Below are 14,209 nucleotides of genomic sequence, written 5' to 3' on the forward strand. Positions count from 1 at the left end.
AAGTGAAAGCCCGCCAAGCTTGGTTTGCTTGGGCGGGCTTTTGTGTGTGCGGTCCGTCGGCAGGTGCGACGGTCGGGAGCGATGCCTTTAGGCGTATAGGCTCCAGTCTGTGTTGCGCATGTCGCCGCTCTTGGCCAGTTCGGCGTGCATGCCCAATGCCGCCTGGATGGCGTGCGGAGTCTGTGCTTTGCCGTCGGTCAGTTTGAGGTAGTCCCAGAGGATGTTCTTGTAGTCCGGGTGCACGCAGTGCTCGATGATGGCTTGCGCCCGTTCTTTCGGACTCTTGCCGCGCAGGTCGGCCACGCCCTGTTCGGTGACGATGACATTGACGTCATGCTCGGAATGGTCGTGATGAGAAACCATAGGCACGATGGCACTGATGCGGCCCTCTTTCGCCACCGAAGGACAGGTGAAGATGGATATGTAGGCGTTGCGCGTGAAGTCGCCGCTGCCGCCGATGCCGTTCATCATCCGGGTGCCGCCGATGTGCGTGGAGTTGACGTTTCCGTAGATGTCTGCTTCGATGGCTGTATTGATGGAGATGATGCCCAACCGGCGCACGACTTCGGGGCTGTTGGATATTTCGGACGGCCGGAGTACGAGTTTGTCGCGGAAGAAGTGCATGTCGTCGTATATTCCTTGCAGGCAATCGTTGGTCACGGTCAGGGAGCAAGCGCTGCCGAACTTGATGCGTCCTTCCCGTATGAGTCCGATGACGGAGTTCTGGATTACCTCGGTGTACATCTCGAAGGCGGGGATGGTCTTTTCATGTCCCAGGGCGCTGAGGACGGCGTTGGCAATGTTGCCCACGCCCGACTGGAGGGGTAGGAACGTGGGGGGTATGATGCCGCGTTTCATGTCGGCCACGAGGAAGTCGGCTACGTTTCGTCCTATCTGGTCTGTCAGCGGGTCGGAGGCGGCGAACGAACGGGCTTCGTCGGGCCAGTTGGTTTCTACCACGCCTACTATCTTCTTCGGGTCGACCTGGATGTAGGTGCTGCCGATGCGGTCGCTGGGTTTGTAGATGGGAATCTCGCGGCGGCAGGGCGGGTCGAGCGGTTCGTAGACGTCGTGCAGCCCCATGGCGGCCTTGCTGTGGGCAGCGTTCAGTTCGACGATGATTTTGTCGGCCAGGCGGCAGACTGTTGGTGCGATGCCACCGGCTGCGGTCAGGTATATCTTGCCGTCTTCCGTTACTTCGCAGGCTTCGATGATGGCCACGTCGACCTTGCCCATGAAGCCATAGCGCAGTTCCTGTGCCATTTGCGAGAGGTGGATGTCGTTATAGGAGATTTCTCCGTTGTTTACTGCCTTGCGGAAGTCGGTGTTCGTGGTGTAGGGTGCGCGGTAGCGGATGGCTTTGGCTCGTGACAGTACGCCGTCGCATGAGTCTCCTGTCGAGGCTCCGGTGAAGATGCCTATCTGGAAGGGCCGTCCGGCGGCGTGTTCTGCTTCGGCAATCTTGGCCAGTTCGGCGGTGACGGCTTTGGCCGTTCCGGCGGGTGTGAATCCACTGAGTCCGATGTTATAGCCATGCTTGATGAGGCTGGCAGCTTCGGCTGCTGAGATGTAATTGAGTGTCATGGTCTTGTTCAGTATAATTTCTTTTGATGTGAATATTCCGGTTGCTTCTCAGTATTTCCGTTTCAGTATTTCGCTCCAGACGATGGCTCGGCGCACGTCGTCGGGCGAGCGCAGTTGGTAGTCGTCGGCATCCGTGTTGTTCGGCGTGCCGGGAGTGGGGGTGCCCGGAGCCTTTGGCTGCGTGGTGGTGCGCAGGCCTTCGGGGCGCGTCACGGGCTTGGGCCGCACGGCAGGCTCCGGCTTGCTGGCGGGGCCGACGGGGATGTAGCCGCCGTACGTCCCGTCTTCTTCCTCCGGGGTGGGGAAGGGGGGCACGGTGTCGGCCTGCGGGCGGGGCGGTTGTTGTGCCGCCTTCTTTTTCGCTTCTTTTTGGCTTTGCCTGACGATGCCGATTACCACGACTGCGGCAACGAGCAGGAATTTCAGAAAGTCTTCCATACGGCAAAAGTACTGATTAATCGCCCAAAGTTAAGGAATATTTCCGGTTAAATTAAGGATTGATAATTAAAAATTGAAAATTGGCCGCAGAAGTCTGCCGGCAGGCGTCCGCCCGTCCCGAACACGAAGCGTGGCCCTTCCGGACACGAGACACGCCTCTTCCGGACACGAGGCGCGCCCGTGTCGAGGAGGAGCCGATGGCCGTCTGCGGTGTGGGCAGGGCGGGGTAGAGGAGGTTATGTCTGAATGGTTTACAAAACGGATGGGGCGGATACGAAAAAAGGGTAGCTTCACAGCTCCCCTTCATCTTTTTAACCTAAACCTTAACTATGAAAAAATCTAATGTTTCTTTCAGCAGACAAAGGTCGGAATTTGCTCGTGTTATACCAAATTAACGTAAGAAAAACTGCGTAGAGTTAACACAAATTAATTCAAGACCGCCCGATTATGCCCGTGAAGCTGTATCTTTGCACCGAAAAACCAACATTGTGACTGTATATGAAGAAAGAAAGGAAGGAAACGGACTTTAAATCCGCAACCGACGGAGGCGACAAAAAGTTGTACATCGAAACCTACGGCTGCCAGATGAACGTGGCCGACAGTGAAGTGATTGCCTCCGTGATGAAAATGGCGGGCTATGACACCGCCCCCTCGGCCGAAGAAGCCGACGCTGTGTTTCTGAACACTTGCTCCGTGCGCGACAACGCCGAGCAGAAAATCCTGAACCGCCTCGAGGCGCTGCGCCCGCTCAAGAAGCGGCATCCGGGCCTCATCGTAGGCGTCGTAGGCTGCATGGCCGAGCGCGTGAAGGATGAGCTGATAGAACACCACGGCGTGGACGTAGTGGCCGGGCCGGACGCCTACCTCAGCCTGCCCGACCTGGTGGCGGCAGCCGAGGCCGGACAGAAAGCCATCAACGTCGAGCTGTCTACCACCGAAACCTACCGCGACGTGGTGCCCCGCCGCGTGGGCGCCAACCGCGTGTCGGGCTTCGTGTCCATCATGCGCGGCTGCAACAACTTTTGCACCTACTGCATCGTCCCCTACACCCGAGGCCGCGAACGCAGCCGCGACGTGGAAAGCATCCTGCGCGAAGCCCGCGACCTGGCGGAGAAGGGCTACCGAGAAGTCACCCTGCTGGGGCAGAACGTGAACTCCTACCGTTTCGAGCAAGCCGACGGCACGGTGCTCACCTTCCCGCACCTGCTGCGCACCGTGGCACGCGCCGTCCCCTCGATGCGCGTGCGCTTCACCACTTCGCACCCTAAAGACATGAGCGACGAGACACTGCACGTCATTGCCGACGAACCCAACGTCTGCCGCCACATCCACCTGCCCGTGCAGAGCGGGAGCAGCCGCATCCTCCGCCTTATGAACCGGAAGTACGACCGCGACTGGTACCTGGAGCGCGTGGCGGCCATCCGCCGCATCGTGCCCGACTGCGGGCTCAGCACCGACATCTTCTGCGGCTTTCCCGGCGAGACGGAGGAAGACCATCAGCTTTCGCTCTCGCTCATGGAAGAGTGCCGCTACGACTCGGCCTTCATGTTCAAATACTCCGAACGTCCCGGCACCTATGCCTCCAAACACCTGCCCGACGACGTGCCCGAAGAGGTGAAAATCCGCCGCCTCAACGAAATCATCGCCCTCCAGAACCGCCTCTCCGCCGAGGCCAATGCCCGCTGCGTGGGTCGCACTTACGAAGTGCTGGTCGAGGGCGTGTCCAAACGCAGCCGCGACCAACTGTTTGGCCGCACCGAGCAGAACAGGGTGGTTGTGTTCGACCGAGGCACACACCACATCGGCGACCGGGTACAGGTGCGCATCACCGCTTCCAGTTCGGCCACGCTGAAAGGCGAAGAAGTGACTGCGTGATAACCAACGGTCTTCCTGTTAAATCTCCTTAACGGATGGCCGGTAAGTCGCATTTTATTTGTTCCTTTGCACCAAATTTGCGATACATGCGGCCTTTGCACAGGCAGAGGCCGCACTCTTTTCTCTTTGTAGTGCTGCATGAACAAAGTCTCCTTAAATGTCTGTCCGCTGTGTGGAGGCACGCAACTCGAGCCCACCTTGACGTGCGTGGATCATTATGTTTCGGGCGAGGTATTCCGTTTATACCGTTGCCACGACTGCGGATTCGTTTTCACCCAAGACTTTCCTGCGGAGACAGAAATAGGACGCTACTACGACACTCCCGCCTACATCTCACATTCCGATACCCGCAAGGGACTGGTGAATACCCTCTACCACTGGGTGCGCGCCTACATGTTGCGACGCAAAGCACGGCTGGTGGAAGACCAGGCACACTGCAACGGCGGCCGCCTGCTGGACATCGGGGCAGGAACCGGATACTTTGCCCATACCATGCAACGGCGCGGCTGGCAGGTGGAAGCGGTAGAGAAGAATGTCGCAGCCAGGGCTTTTGCCGAAGAACATTTCGGACTGCGAATCCAGCCGGAAAACGTTTTGCCTGACTTGCCCGGACAGCAGTACAACGTCATCACCCTGTGGCACGTGCTGGAACACATGGAGCACCTGAACGAAACATGGGCGCATCTGCGCCGGCTGCTGGCTCCGCGCGGCGTGCTGATTATCGCCGTCCCCAACAGCTCGTCGTTCGACGCACGCAAGTACGGCGCCCATTGGGCAGCCTACGACGTCCCGCGCCATCTGTGGCACTTCACGCCGGACACCATGCAACGCATGGGTGCCAAACACGGTTTTATCTTGTCCGGACACTATCCCATGCCTTTTGACGCCTTCTATGTGTCGATGCTTTCCGAAAAATACCTGCACCACAGCCTGCCCTTCGTGCGCGGCCTGATGACGGGGACAGCGGCATGGTTCAAGGCTTTGGCACGCAAGGAGCAAAGCAGCTCCATGATTTACGTCTTCAGAGGACGCAGTACCTGTTAAACGAAGAACAAAACGGATGCAATGACAGGAAGAAAGAATAGAAATAAAATGGTCTCCGGGGTCGACATGCAGTTTGTCACCGCATCCATCAGCACTACGTTGGTACTGCTGCTGCTGGGCATAGTACTTTTTTCTGTATTGGCAGCCCGCAACCTCTCGGTCTACGTGCGCGAGAACATCAGCTTCTCTCTCTTGCTGGACGATAATCTGCAGCACCACGACGTGCTGAATCTACAACATGCACTGGCGAAAGAACCCTTTGTGAAGGAGACGGAATATATATCGAAAGAACAGGCGTTGCGGGAATACATCGACGAAACAGGAACTGACCCGCAAGAGTTTGTGGACTATAACCCCTTGTCTGCTTCCATCGAAATCAAGCTTCGTTCGGACTATGCCAATACCGATAGTCTGGAATATATAAAGGAACGCATCGGCCGGAACGCCATTGTCAAGGACATTGTCTACCAGCAAGAACTGATTGATGCCGTGAACCGCAACATCGGACGCATCAGCCTGTGGCTGCTGGGGCTGGCTGCCTTGCTGCTGCTGATTTCCTTTGCTTTAATAAACAATACGATTAAACTGACTATTTACTCCAAACGTTTCTTGATACATACAATGAAACTGGTCGGAGCGAGCTGGGGCTTCATTCGCCGGCCCTTCTTGTGGCGCAATTTCTGGATTGGCTTCCTGGCCGCCGTAATGGCTGACGGATTGCTTTGGGGAGCAGCCGCCTGGGTAGTGACCTGCGAGCCGGGATTGGTGCAAGTGGTGACGCCGGAGGTGCTGTTGCTGGTGTCGGGCGTACTGTTGGTGTTGGGCGTGCTCATCACGACCGTGTGCGCGCTGCTTTCCATCAATAAGTATTTGCGCATGAAAGCCAGTACGCTGTACGCCGTGTGACATTGTGTGTCGTTTGTAATCAAAAAGAAGAATGAGATATGAATAGAGAAAAATTTGCTTTCGACAAGGTCAACTTCGTTTTGTTGGCCGTCGGCATGGTCGTGGTGATTATTGGTTTCGTTCTGATGACGGGACCGTCTTCTTCGCCCACGCATTTCGAACCAGACATATTCAGTGCGCGCCGTATCAAGGTGGCGCCTCTCGTTTGCCTGTTGGGGTTTGTGTCCATCATCTATGCCGTGCTGCGCAAACCGAAAGGGACGGGAGAAAAGTGAGGCTGGCGTGAGTTTGCCGATAGCCCGGCCGCTTGTTGCGAACCGGGTTGTTGACTTCGTTCATAAAAACAGGCGGGATGGATATGTTCTGTCCCGGCAAGATAATTATTTACCATAAAAAAAGGAAAATGGGAGATCTAACGATTTGGGAGACGATTATTATTGCTATTGTAGAAGGACTGACGGAGTTCCTACCCGTATCGTCGACGGGACACATGATTATTACGCAGAACATTTTGGGCGTAGAGAGTACAGAGTTTGTCAAGGCATTCACTTTCATCATACAGTTTGGCGCCATTCTTTCGGTGGTAGTGCTTTATTGGAAGCGGTTCTTCCGCCTCAACCGAACGCCGGCTCCTGACGGAGCGGGGGCAGTGCGGAGGTTTCTGCACAAGTACGATTTCTATTGGAAGCTGCTGGTGGCTTTTATTCCTGCCGCGGTATTGGGACTGTTGTGCAGTGACTTCATAGACGCGATGCTGGAGAGTGTCGAGGTGGTGGCTGTCATGCTGATTGTAGGGGGCGTGTTCATGCTGTTCTGCGACCGCATCTTTAATAAAGGTAGCGAGCAAACGGAGTTGACCGAGAAGCGTGCCTTCTGGATAGGGCTTTTCCAGTGCATCTCCATGATACCCGGCGTGTCGCGTTCCATGGCTACCATCGTAGGCGGTATGGCTCAGAAACTGACGCGCAAGGCGGCCGCCGAATTTTCCTTCTTCCTGGCTGTGCCCACGATGTTTGCTGCTATGGGCTATAAGATGGCCAAGCTTTTTTTAGATGGAGGAACGGGAATCATCGTAAACAATCTGCCTGCTTTGTTTGTTGGTAATTTAGTAGCTTTCGTTGTGGCGATGTTGGCCATCAAGTTCTTCATCAGCTTTGTCACGAAGTATGGTTTTAAAGCTTTCGGCTGGTATCGCATCATCGTGGGCGTGGTTATACTTGCTCTGTTGTGGACTGGCCACACTTTGGAAATGTGATGGACTTTCAGGAAGGGGAAATATTGTATTTCGACAAGCCGCTGGGCTGGACGTCGTTCAAGGTGGTTGGGCATGTGCGCTATCACTTGTGCCGTCATTTGGGCATTAAGAAGCTGAAAGTCGGACACGCCGGCACGCTCGACCCACTGGCCACGGGTGTGATGGTAGTCTGTACGGGCAAGGCTACGAAGCGAATCGAGGAATTTCAGTACCACACGAAGGAGTATGTGGCTACGTTGCGTCTGGGGGCTACCACGCCGAGTTATGATTTGGAGCATGAGGTGGATGCCTGTTATCCTACGGAGCACATCACGCGCGGGCTGATAGAGGAGACTTTGCCGAAGTTTACGGGTGAGATTTGGCAGACGCCGCCTGCCTTTTCTGCCTGCATGGTGAACGGCGAGCGGGCTTATGACCTGGCCCGGAGAGGCGAGCAGGTGAATCTCCGCCCCAAGTTGTTGGTCATTGACGAGATAGAGTTGCTGGACTGCCGCTTGGATGTGCCCGAGGTGACCATCCGTGTGGTGTGCAGTAAAGGTACGTATATTCGGGCGTTGGCCCGCGACATCGGCGAGGCTTTGCACAGTGGTGCCCATCTGACGGCTTTGCGCCGGACGCGGGTGGGCGACGTGCGGGTGGAGGATTGTCTGGACCCGTTGGCTTTTCGTGAATGGGTGGACGGATTGGAAAACTGAATTTGATAACTACATTATTAATACACGATATATGAAACTGTCTCAATTTAAGTTCAAACTGCCTGAAGAGAAAATTGCCCTGCATCCCACGAAGTACAGGGACGAGTCGCGTCTGATGGTGCTTCACCGCAAGACGGGGGAGATAGAGCACCGTATGTTCAAGGATATCTTGGAGTACTTTGACGACCAGGATGTCTTTATCTTCAACGATACGAAAGTCTTTCCCGCCCGTCTTTATGGGAACAAGGAGAAGACGGGGGCGCGTATCGAGGTTTTCCTGTTGCGTGAGTTGAACGAGGATTTGCGCCTGTGGGACGTGTTGGTGGACCCTGCCCGCAAGATTCGCATCGGCAACAAGTTGTATTTCGGCGAGGACGATTCGATGGTGGCGGAAGTGATTGACAACACTACGTCGCGCGGCCGCACGTTGCGTTTCTTGTATGACGGTCCGCACGATGAGTTTAAGAAGGCGCTTTACGCGTTGGGCGAGACGCCGCTGCCGCACAGCATCATCAACCGTCCTGTCGAGCCGGAGGATGCCGAGCGTTTCCAGTCCATCTTTGCCCGCCACGAGGGGGCTGTGACGGCTCCTACGGCCAACCTGCACTTCAGCCGCGAGCTGATGAAGCGTATGGAGATAAAGGGCATTGAGTTTGCTTTTATCACGCTGCATGCCGGCTTGGGAAACTTCCGCGAGATTGACGTGGAGGACCTGACGAAGCATAAGACGGATTCGGAGCAGATGTTCGTGACGGACGAGGCGGTGAAGATTGTGAACCGTGCCAAGGACTTGAACAAGCAGGTGTGCGCTGTCGGGACCACGGTGATGCGTGCCATTGAGAGCACGGTCAGCACCGACGGACATCTGAAGTCTTACGAGGGTTGGACGAACAAGTTCATCTTTCCGCCGTATGACTTCACCGTGGCCAATGCGATGGTAGCTAACTTCCAGATGCCGCTTTCCACGCTATTGATGATTGTCGCTGCTTTTGGAGGATACGAGCAAGTGATGAACGCTTACGACGTGGCTCTGAAAGAGGACTATCGTTTCGGTACCTATGGCGATGCCATGCTGATTACTGACAGATGATTTATTATCTCGGTTTGGGGACGAACCTGGGCGACAGGGAGGCTAACCTGCGCACGGCGGTCCGTCTGTTGGAAGAGCGGGTAGGGGAGGTGCTTTCCCTGTCCGCTTTTTATGCTACGGAGCCTTGGGGGTTTGCGTCGGAGCATGTGTTTCTCAACGCTGCGGTGTGTGTCCGGACGGCTCTTTTGCCGCTTGAGGTGCTGGGGCGGACGCAAGAGGTGGAGCGGGCGATGGGGCGGAGGCACAAGTCGGTGGACGGGGTGTATGCCGACCGTGTGATAGACGTCGACCTGTTGCTGTGTTTCGACGAGGCCGGCGGGTTGGTGCGTATGGAGCGGCCGGAGCTGACGTTGCCTCACCCGCTGATGCATCTGCGTGATTTTGTGATGAAGCCTCTGGCGGAGATTGCGCCGGAGGTGGTCCGGAGGCTTTTCCCTGCTGCAGACGGGGGGCGGTGAGGCGTTGCCGGCTTCGGGTTTTATTCTGTTCTTCTTCGTTGTTTCATCAGTTCTTCCACTCCTTTTTGCAGTTCGTCCGGGGCTATCCATTCGGTGGTGCCCGGGCGTTGCAGGGTGGGTGTCCATTGGCGGGCGGCGCTTTCGCCTATTTCGTGCATGGCTCGGTCGTATCTGCGGTTTTGGATTCCCTGGAGGCGGCTGATGCCTCCGGGGGGAGGGGTGAATTTGCGGAGGGCTTTGGTCTTGATTTCCGAGAGCTCGTCATCACCGGGCCAAAGGCCTTCTTGGTTGATGATTTTCGTGAAGCGGTCCATGTCCCACCGGTTGTGGTTTTCTTTGTACAGCTCCAGGAAACGCTCCACAATCCGTTTGTAAGGCGTCTGGTAGTGGAGCAGCATTTCGAAGGTCACGAAGGTGATGTAGGTGTTCATCCCGTTGCCCGCCACGTCGACGATGGCGATGCCGTGCTTCAGTACGATGTATTTTTCGTGCGTCTTGGGGGAGATGAAGAGGAAGTTCCCTGCGTTCGACAAGTGTCGGCAGAAAGCCTCTATCGTCTCGTCCAGTGTTTTGGGGAAGATGCCGCGCGGGTGCAGGAAGCGAGTACGTACACGGTCGAGGAAGTGGGGCGTTATCCGTTCGCAATCTTCCTCGCTGATGGTGTAGCAGCCTTTCTTCCCCTGGGGGTTGGTGTAGGGTGTGTAGAAGAGGTAGAAGGACGAGTTCGAGTCGCGCTCCGGATAAGTGTTCACCATGTGCCACTCCAGTCCCGTGCGCGGTGAGATGAATTTCATCTGCCGCGACGTGGGAAACTCTTTCGCGTTCTGGCACAGGGTGGCCGAGTTTTTTCTGAATTTCCAGTATTTCTCGCTTAGCAGCGTCCAGTCGCGGGCCATTTCGGTTTCGGCGGCCAGGGGCAGCATGTTATAAGGCAATTCTTTCATGACATTCGTTTTTAGGGTTCCGGTATGCCAGTCTCCACGGCCTGCGTCGGCTTCGTTGCCATACTTTGCGTGGATGTTGCGGCATGTCTCGACGTTTCTTGTCGAGTTTTCGCAAAGATACGTATTGCTTCGCAAAATAACAGTATCCGCTGCCGGCTTTTTTCTTCTTCGACGCAGGTTTGCTTCCTCCGGACAAGAGCCACGCTTCTTCCGGGCAAGAGCCACGCTTCTTCCGGGCAAGAGCCACGCTTCTTCCGGACAAGAGCCAACCTGTTCATTCTCAGTCCGCTTCTTCCGAGTCTTGTGTTAATCTCTGTAATCTTTGCATCACTTGTCGATTTTCTTCGTACCTTTGCCCCCGATTACGAAACAGTGGAAAGATTTGAGTAGCTTGCAACCACGGAAAAAAATGCTAAAACACATCCTTTTCTGCCTGCAAAGGCACCGCCCCTTCGCCGGGCGGCCCGCTCCGCATCCTACTCTCGCCTGTCCCCCGTTTCAATTTTTAATTTTCAATTCTTAACTTAAAGGAAATGGGATACTTATTCACATCCGAATCGGTGTCTGAAGGACACCCCGACAAAGTGGCCGACCAAATATCGGACGCTGTGCTTGACAAATTGCTGGCCTACGACCCCAATTCGAAAGTAGCTTGCGAAACGCTGGTGACCACCGGACAGGTGGTGCTGGCCGGTGAAGTGAAAACCAAAGCCTACGTGGACATGCCGCTCATCGCCCGCGAAGTCATCAAAAAGATTGGCTACACCAAAGGCGAATACATGTTCGAGAGTAACTCGTGCGGCGTCCTGAGCGCCATACACGAGCAAAGCCCTGACATCAACCGTGGTGTCGAACGGCAAGACCCGATGGAACAGGGCGCAGGCGACCAAGGCATGATGTTCGGCTATGCCACCAACGAGACGGAAAACTACATGCCTCTCTCCCTCGACCTGGCTCACCGGATTCTGCAAGTCCTGGCCGACATACGGCGGGAAGGCAAGCAGATGACATACCTCCGCCCCGATGCGAAGAGTCAGGTGACCATCGAGTACGACGACAACGGCGTTCCCGCGCGCATCGACACCATCGTCGTCTCGACCCAGCACGACGACTTCATCCAACCGGCCGACGACACGCCCGAGGCACAACTCCGCGCTGACGAAGAGATGCTGGCCATCATCCGCTACGACGTCATCCACACACTCATGCCCCGCGTCATCAACTCCCTGCACGCGCCGAAAGTCCTGGCCTTGTTCAACGACCAGATTAAGTACTACGTCAACCCTACCGGCAAATTCGTCATTGGCGGCCCCCACGGCGACACCGGACTGACAGGCCGCAAAATCATTGTCGACACTTATGGCGGAAAAGGAGCCCACGGCGGCGGCGCATTCTCCGGCAAAGACCCCTCGAAAGTAGACCGTTCGGCAGCCTATGCCGCCCGCCACATTGCCAAGAACCTCGTGGCAGCCGGCGTGGCCGACGAAATACTGGTGCAGCTCAGCTATGCCATCGGTGTGGCACGCCCCATCAGCATCTACGTCAACACCTACGGCCGTAGCCATGTGCCCATGACCGACGGAGAAATCGCCCGCCGCATAGACCAGCTCTTCGACCTGCGCCCGCGTGCCATCGAAGACCGCCTCAAGCTGCGCAACCCCATCTACCAGGAAACCGCTGCCTACGGCCACATGGGACGCCAGCCGCAGACCGTCGTGAAGCACTTCCGCAGCCGCTACGAAGGCAATAAAGACGTTGAGGTGGAACTCTTCACTTGGGAGAAACTGGACTACGTAGACCGCATCAAAGAAGCTTTCGGACTATGAACCCCATCCACTCCGTCTGCGTCTACTGTGCCTCAAGCACCAAGATAGACCCCGCTTACACGGACGACGCGCGCCGCCTGGGCACTTTGCTGGGCGGCCGCGGCATCCGCGTGGTCAATGGCGCCGGCCGCATGGGCCTCATGGCCGCCGTGAGCGATGCCACCCTGGCTGCCGGAGGCCAGGTCACCGGAGTCATACCCGGTTTCATGGTAGAACGGGGATGGCAGCACACCGGCCTCACCGAACTGCGTGTCGTGGCCGACATGCACGAACGCAAGCGTACGATGCTCGCCCTCTCCGATGCCGTCATCGCCCTGCCCGGCGGCTGCGGCACGCTGGAAGAACTGCTGGAAGCCATTACGTGGAAACAGTTGGGCCTCTACCTTCATCCCATCGTCTTGCTCAACACCCGCGGCTACTACGACCCCTTGCTCCAGGTGTTCAGCCGTGCTGTCGACGAACATTTCATGGGCCTGCGTCACGCTTCCATCTGGCACGTAGCCTCTACGCCCGACGAAGCCCTCGAACTGATTCATTCCCTTCCGCAATGGGATTCCTCCGTTCATAAATTTGCAGCCTTATGACCGGCCTGGCAATCAACAATCCTACCTTGCCGGCTGCTCTGCCCGCCATGCCGATACCCTATACGCTGCAAAGTGACCCTTGGGTGACAGGACTTATTCTGGCCTGCTTTTTCCTTACGGCCTGGGTCTTGGCACGCAGCCGAGGTTTCTTATGGCAGCGGGGCAAAGATTTCCTCTTGAATCGCGACCGCCCGGATCTCTTTTCAACTTCGGTCGGGAATGACATCCCCTACCAGCTTCTGCTGCTGGGCCAATCGTGCATCCTGACGGGGCTATACCTCTTCGTCTGCTACCAAGCCTTATATTCCTTTTCCTCAGTCTCCTCCACTTGGAGATGGATAGGAACCTATGTAATGCTGGCTGCACTCTTCTTTTTTGTAAAATGGTTGGCTTATCTCTTTTGCGGTTGGATTTTTCTTGACAAAGGGAAAACTTCAGCCTGGGTTGAATCCTATGCTACGCTGCTTTATTACTTGGGATTAGCTCTTTTTTTCGTCGTGCTGTCAGCCGTTTACTTTGTCCTCTCCTTTAAAATAATCCTAATTGCAGGTGCTGTATTGTTCCTTTTTCTTAAAATACTGACATTATATAAGTGGATAAAGCTTTTTTGCGTCAATTTATATGGCTGTTTCTTTGTTATTTTGTACTTTTGCGCCCTGGAAATAATCCCCTGCCTGCTGTTATATCGGGGCTTGGAACAATTGAACAACCACTTGATAGTAAAATATTAGGATAAATGAAGATTAAGAAAGTACTTGTGTCGCAGCCCAAACCGACCTCCGAGAAATCTCCTTATTATGACATAGCCGAGAAATATGGAGTGAAGATTGATTTTCGTCCTTTCATTAAGGTAGAAAGCTTGACGGCAAGAGAATTCAGACAGCAGAAAGTTTCTATTTTAGATTATACCGCCATCGTTTTTACCTCACGTCATGCCATCGACCACTTTTTCCATCTTTGCACGGAATTGCGTGTGACGATACCGGAGACGATGAAATACTTCTGCGTGACAGAAACGATAGCTCTTTATATCCAGAAATACGTACAATACCGCAAGCGTAAAATCTTCTTCGGCAGCACCGGTAAGTTTGACGACCTGCTTCCCGCTATCTTGAAGCATAAGACTGAGAAGTATTTGGTGCCTATGTCAGACGTACATTCGGATGACATCAAGAACTTGCTGGACAAGAATAAAATCCAACACACCGAAGTAGTGATGTATCGTACGGTGAGCAACGACTTCACTCCCGACGAAGAGTTTGACTACGACATGCTGGTCTTCTTCAGCCCGGCAGGAGTAAGTTCGTTGAAGAAAAATTTCCCGAACTTTGAGCAGAAAGACATCAAGATTGGTACTTTTGGCAGCACTACGGCCCAAGCCGTGCGCGATGCAGGTTTGCGTCTCGACCTGGAAGCTCCCAGCGTACAGGCGCCTTCGATGACTGCCGCGCTCGACATGTTCATTAAAGAGAATAACAAAGGCAAGTAAGCATATTTTCTCCCGTTGAGG

General features: G+C 55.2%; 15 protein-coding genes. 12 read left to right on the forward strand and 3 right to left on the reverse strand.

Annotated features, from left to right (window positions below; genetic code table 11):
• Positions 1-87: 87 nt before the first annotated feature.
• Positions 88-1,584, reverse strand: coding sequence for an acetyl-CoA hydrolase/transferase family protein (locus M3090_RS06500; RefSeq protein WP_249054675.1), 1,497 nt, complete (start codon positions 1,582-1,584; stop codon positions 88-90).
• Positions 1,585-1,632: 48 nt separating this feature from the next.
• Complete coding sequence (locus M3090_RS06505) at positions 1,633-2,022, reverse strand: hypothetical protein (RefSeq protein ID WP_249054676.1); 390 nt, start codon at positions 2,020-2,022, stop codon at positions 1,633-1,635.
• 498 nt (positions 2,023-2,520) lie between these two features.
• Here M3090_RS06505 and miaB point away from each other — a divergent pair, with 498 nt between their 5' ends.
• The 8 genes from miaB to folK all read left to right on the forward strand — a co-directional run bounded on the left by miaB (position 2,521) and on the right by folK (position 9,345).
• The gene (gene miaB, locus M3090_RS06510; protein ID WP_249054678.1) at positions 2,521-3,897 is read left to right on the forward strand and encodes a tRNA (N6-isopentenyl adenosine(37)-C2)-methylthiotransferase MiaB; all 1,377 of its coding nucleotides are present in this window, start codon (positions 2,521-2,523) and stop codon (positions 3,895-3,897) included.
• 138 nt (positions 3,898-4,035) lie between these two features.
• Positions 4,036-4,941 (forward strand): class I SAM-dependent methyltransferase, encoded by a 906-nt coding sequence (locus M3090_RS06515; RefSeq protein WP_249054679.1) that lies wholly within the window; start codon positions 4,036-4,038, stop codon positions 4,939-4,941.
• Positions 4,942-4,962: 21 nt separating this feature from the next.
• Positions 4,963-5,847: a cell division protein FtsX gene (locus M3090_RS06520; RefSeq protein WP_249054680.1), complete on the forward strand. Its 885-nt coding sequence runs from the start codon at positions 4,963-4,965 to the stop codon at positions 5,845-5,847.
• 38 nt (positions 5,848-5,885) lie between these two features.
• A complete protein-coding gene (locus M3090_RS06525) occupies positions 5,886-6,122 on the forward strand; it encodes a DUF3098 domain-containing protein (protein WP_249054681.1) in 237 nt (78 codons plus the stop codon).
• 128 nt (positions 6,123-6,250) lie between these two features.
• Complete coding sequence (locus tag M3090_RS06530) at positions 6,251-7,102, forward strand: undecaprenyl-diphosphate phosphatase (RefSeq protein ID WP_249054682.1); 852 nt, start codon at positions 6,251-6,253, stop codon at positions 7,100-7,102.
• The gene (gene truB, locus M3090_RS06535; protein ID WP_249054684.1) at positions 7,102-7,797 is read left to right on the forward strand and encodes a tRNA pseudouridine(55) synthase TruB; all 696 of its coding nucleotides are present in this window, start codon (positions 7,102-7,104) and stop codon (positions 7,795-7,797) included. The genes M3090_RS06530 and truB overlap by 1 nt, the downstream gene beginning before the upstream one ends.
• Positions 7,798-7,828: 31 nt before the next feature.
• A complete protein-coding gene (gene queA / locus M3090_RS06540; protein ID WP_249054686.1) occupies positions 7,829-8,887 on the forward strand; it encodes a tRNA preQ1(34) S-adenosylmethionine ribosyltransferase-isomerase QueA in 1,059 nt (352 codons plus the stop codon).
• Complete coding sequence (gene folK / locus M3090_RS06545; RefSeq protein ID WP_249054687.1) at positions 8,884-9,345, forward strand: 2-amino-4-hydroxy-6-hydroxymethyldihydropteridine diphosphokinase; 462 nt, start codon at positions 8,884-8,886, stop codon at positions 9,343-9,345. The genes queA and folK overlap by 4 nt, the downstream gene beginning before the upstream one ends.
• Before the next feature lie 20 nt (positions 9,346-9,365).
• Here the strand turns inward: folK and M3090_RS06550 are convergent, their stop codons facing one another.
• Complete coding sequence (locus M3090_RS06550; RefSeq protein WP_249054688.1) at positions 9,366-10,289, reverse strand: hypothetical protein; 924 nt, start codon at positions 10,287-10,289, stop codon at positions 9,366-9,368.
• Between the two features lie 533 nt (positions 10,290-10,822).
• Here M3090_RS06550 and metK point away from each other — a divergent pair.
• Genes metK through M3090_RS06570 form a run of 4 tightly spaced genes read left to right on the forward strand, consistent with a single transcriptional unit; the run spans position 10,823 to position 14,188 of the window.
• Positions 10,823-12,115, forward strand: a complete 1,293-nt coding sequence (metK, locus tag M3090_RS06555) for a methionine adenosyltransferase (protein WP_249054689.1) — start codon at positions 10,823-10,825, stop codon at positions 12,113-12,115.
• Positions 12,112-12,699 (forward strand): TIGR00730 family Rossman fold protein, encoded by a 588-nt coding sequence (locus tag M3090_RS06560; protein WP_249054690.1) that lies wholly within the window; start codon positions 12,112-12,114, stop codon positions 12,697-12,699. The genes metK and M3090_RS06560 overlap by 4 nt, the downstream gene beginning before the upstream one ends.
• Positions 12,696-13,430, forward strand: coding sequence for a DUF4271 domain-containing protein (locus tag M3090_RS06565; protein WP_249054691.1), 735 nt, complete (start codon positions 12,696-12,698; stop codon positions 13,428-13,430). The genes M3090_RS06560 and M3090_RS06565 overlap by 4 nt, the downstream gene beginning before the upstream one ends.
• Before the next feature lie 5 nt (positions 13,431-13,435).
• A complete protein-coding gene (locus M3090_RS06570; protein WP_249054693.1) occupies positions 13,436-14,188 on the forward strand; it encodes a uroporphyrinogen-III synthase in 753 nt (250 codons plus the stop codon).
• Positions 14,189-14,209: the final 21 nt, after the last annotated feature.

Origin of the sequence: Bacteroides sp. ET71 (assembly GCF_023336905.1) — a bacterium.
GTDB lineage: Bacteria > Bacteroidota > Bacteroidia > Bacteroidales > Bacteroidaceae > Bacteroides.

What these genes read in the sequence shown, in the direction of transcription:
- metK (WP_249054689.1), top strand. Translation starts at nt 10,823, where the DNA reads ATGGGATACTTATTCACATCCGAATCGGTGTCTGAAGGACACCCCGAC.
- truB (WP_249054684.1), top strand. Translation starts at nt 7,102, where the DNA reads ATGGACTTTCAGGAAGGGGAAATATTGTATTTCGACAAGCCGCTGGGC.
- M3090_RS06515 (WP_249054679.1), top strand. Translation starts at nt 4,036, where the DNA reads ATGAACAAAGTCTCCTTAAATGTCTGTCCGCTGTGTGGAGGCACGCAA.
- M3090_RS06565 (WP_249054691.1), top strand. Translation starts at nt 12,696, where the DNA reads ATGACCGGCCTGGCAATCAACAATCCTACCTTGCCGGCTGCTCTGCCC.
- M3090_RS06520 (WP_249054680.1), top strand. Translation starts at nt 4,963, where the DNA reads ATGACAGGAAGAAAGAATAGAAATAAAATGGTCTCCGGGGTCGACATG.
- M3090_RS06500 (WP_249054675.1), bottom strand. Translation starts at nt 1,584, where the DNA reads ATGACACTCAATTACATCTCAGCAGCCGAAGCTGCCAGCCTCATCAAG.
- M3090_RS06550 (WP_249054688.1), bottom strand. Translation starts at nt 10,289, where the DNA reads ATGAAAGAATTGCCTTATAACATGCTGCCCCTGGCCGCCGAAACCGAA.
- M3090_RS06505 (WP_249054676.1), bottom strand. Translation starts at nt 2,022, where the DNA reads ATGGAAGACTTTCTGAAATTCCTGCTCGTTGCCGCAGTCGTGGTAATC.
- M3090_RS06530 (WP_249054682.1), top strand. Translation starts at nt 6,251, where the DNA reads ATGGGAGATCTAACGATTTGGGAGACGATTATTATTGCTATTGTAGAA.
- M3090_RS06560 (WP_249054690.1), top strand. Translation starts at nt 12,112, where the DNA reads ATGAACCCCATCCACTCCGTCTGCGTCTACTGTGCCTCAAGCACCAAG.
- M3090_RS06525 (WP_249054681.1), top strand. Translation starts at nt 5,886, where the DNA reads ATGAATAGAGAAAAATTTGCTTTCGACAAGGTCAACTTCGTTTTGTTG.
- queA (WP_249054686.1), top strand. Translation starts at nt 7,829, where the DNA reads ATGAAACTGTCTCAATTTAAGTTCAAACTGCCTGAAGAGAAAATTGCC.
- folK (WP_249054687.1), top strand. Translation starts at nt 8,884, where the DNA reads ATGATTTATTATCTCGGTTTGGGGACGAACCTGGGCGACAGGGAGGCT.
- M3090_RS06570 (WP_249054693.1), top strand. Translation starts at nt 13,436, where the DNA reads ATGAAGATTAAGAAAGTACTTGTGTCGCAGCCCAAACCGACCTCCGAG.
- miaB (WP_249054678.1), top strand. Translation starts at nt 2,521, where the DNA reads ATGAAGAAAGAAAGGAAGGAAACGGACTTTAAATCCGCAACCGACGGA.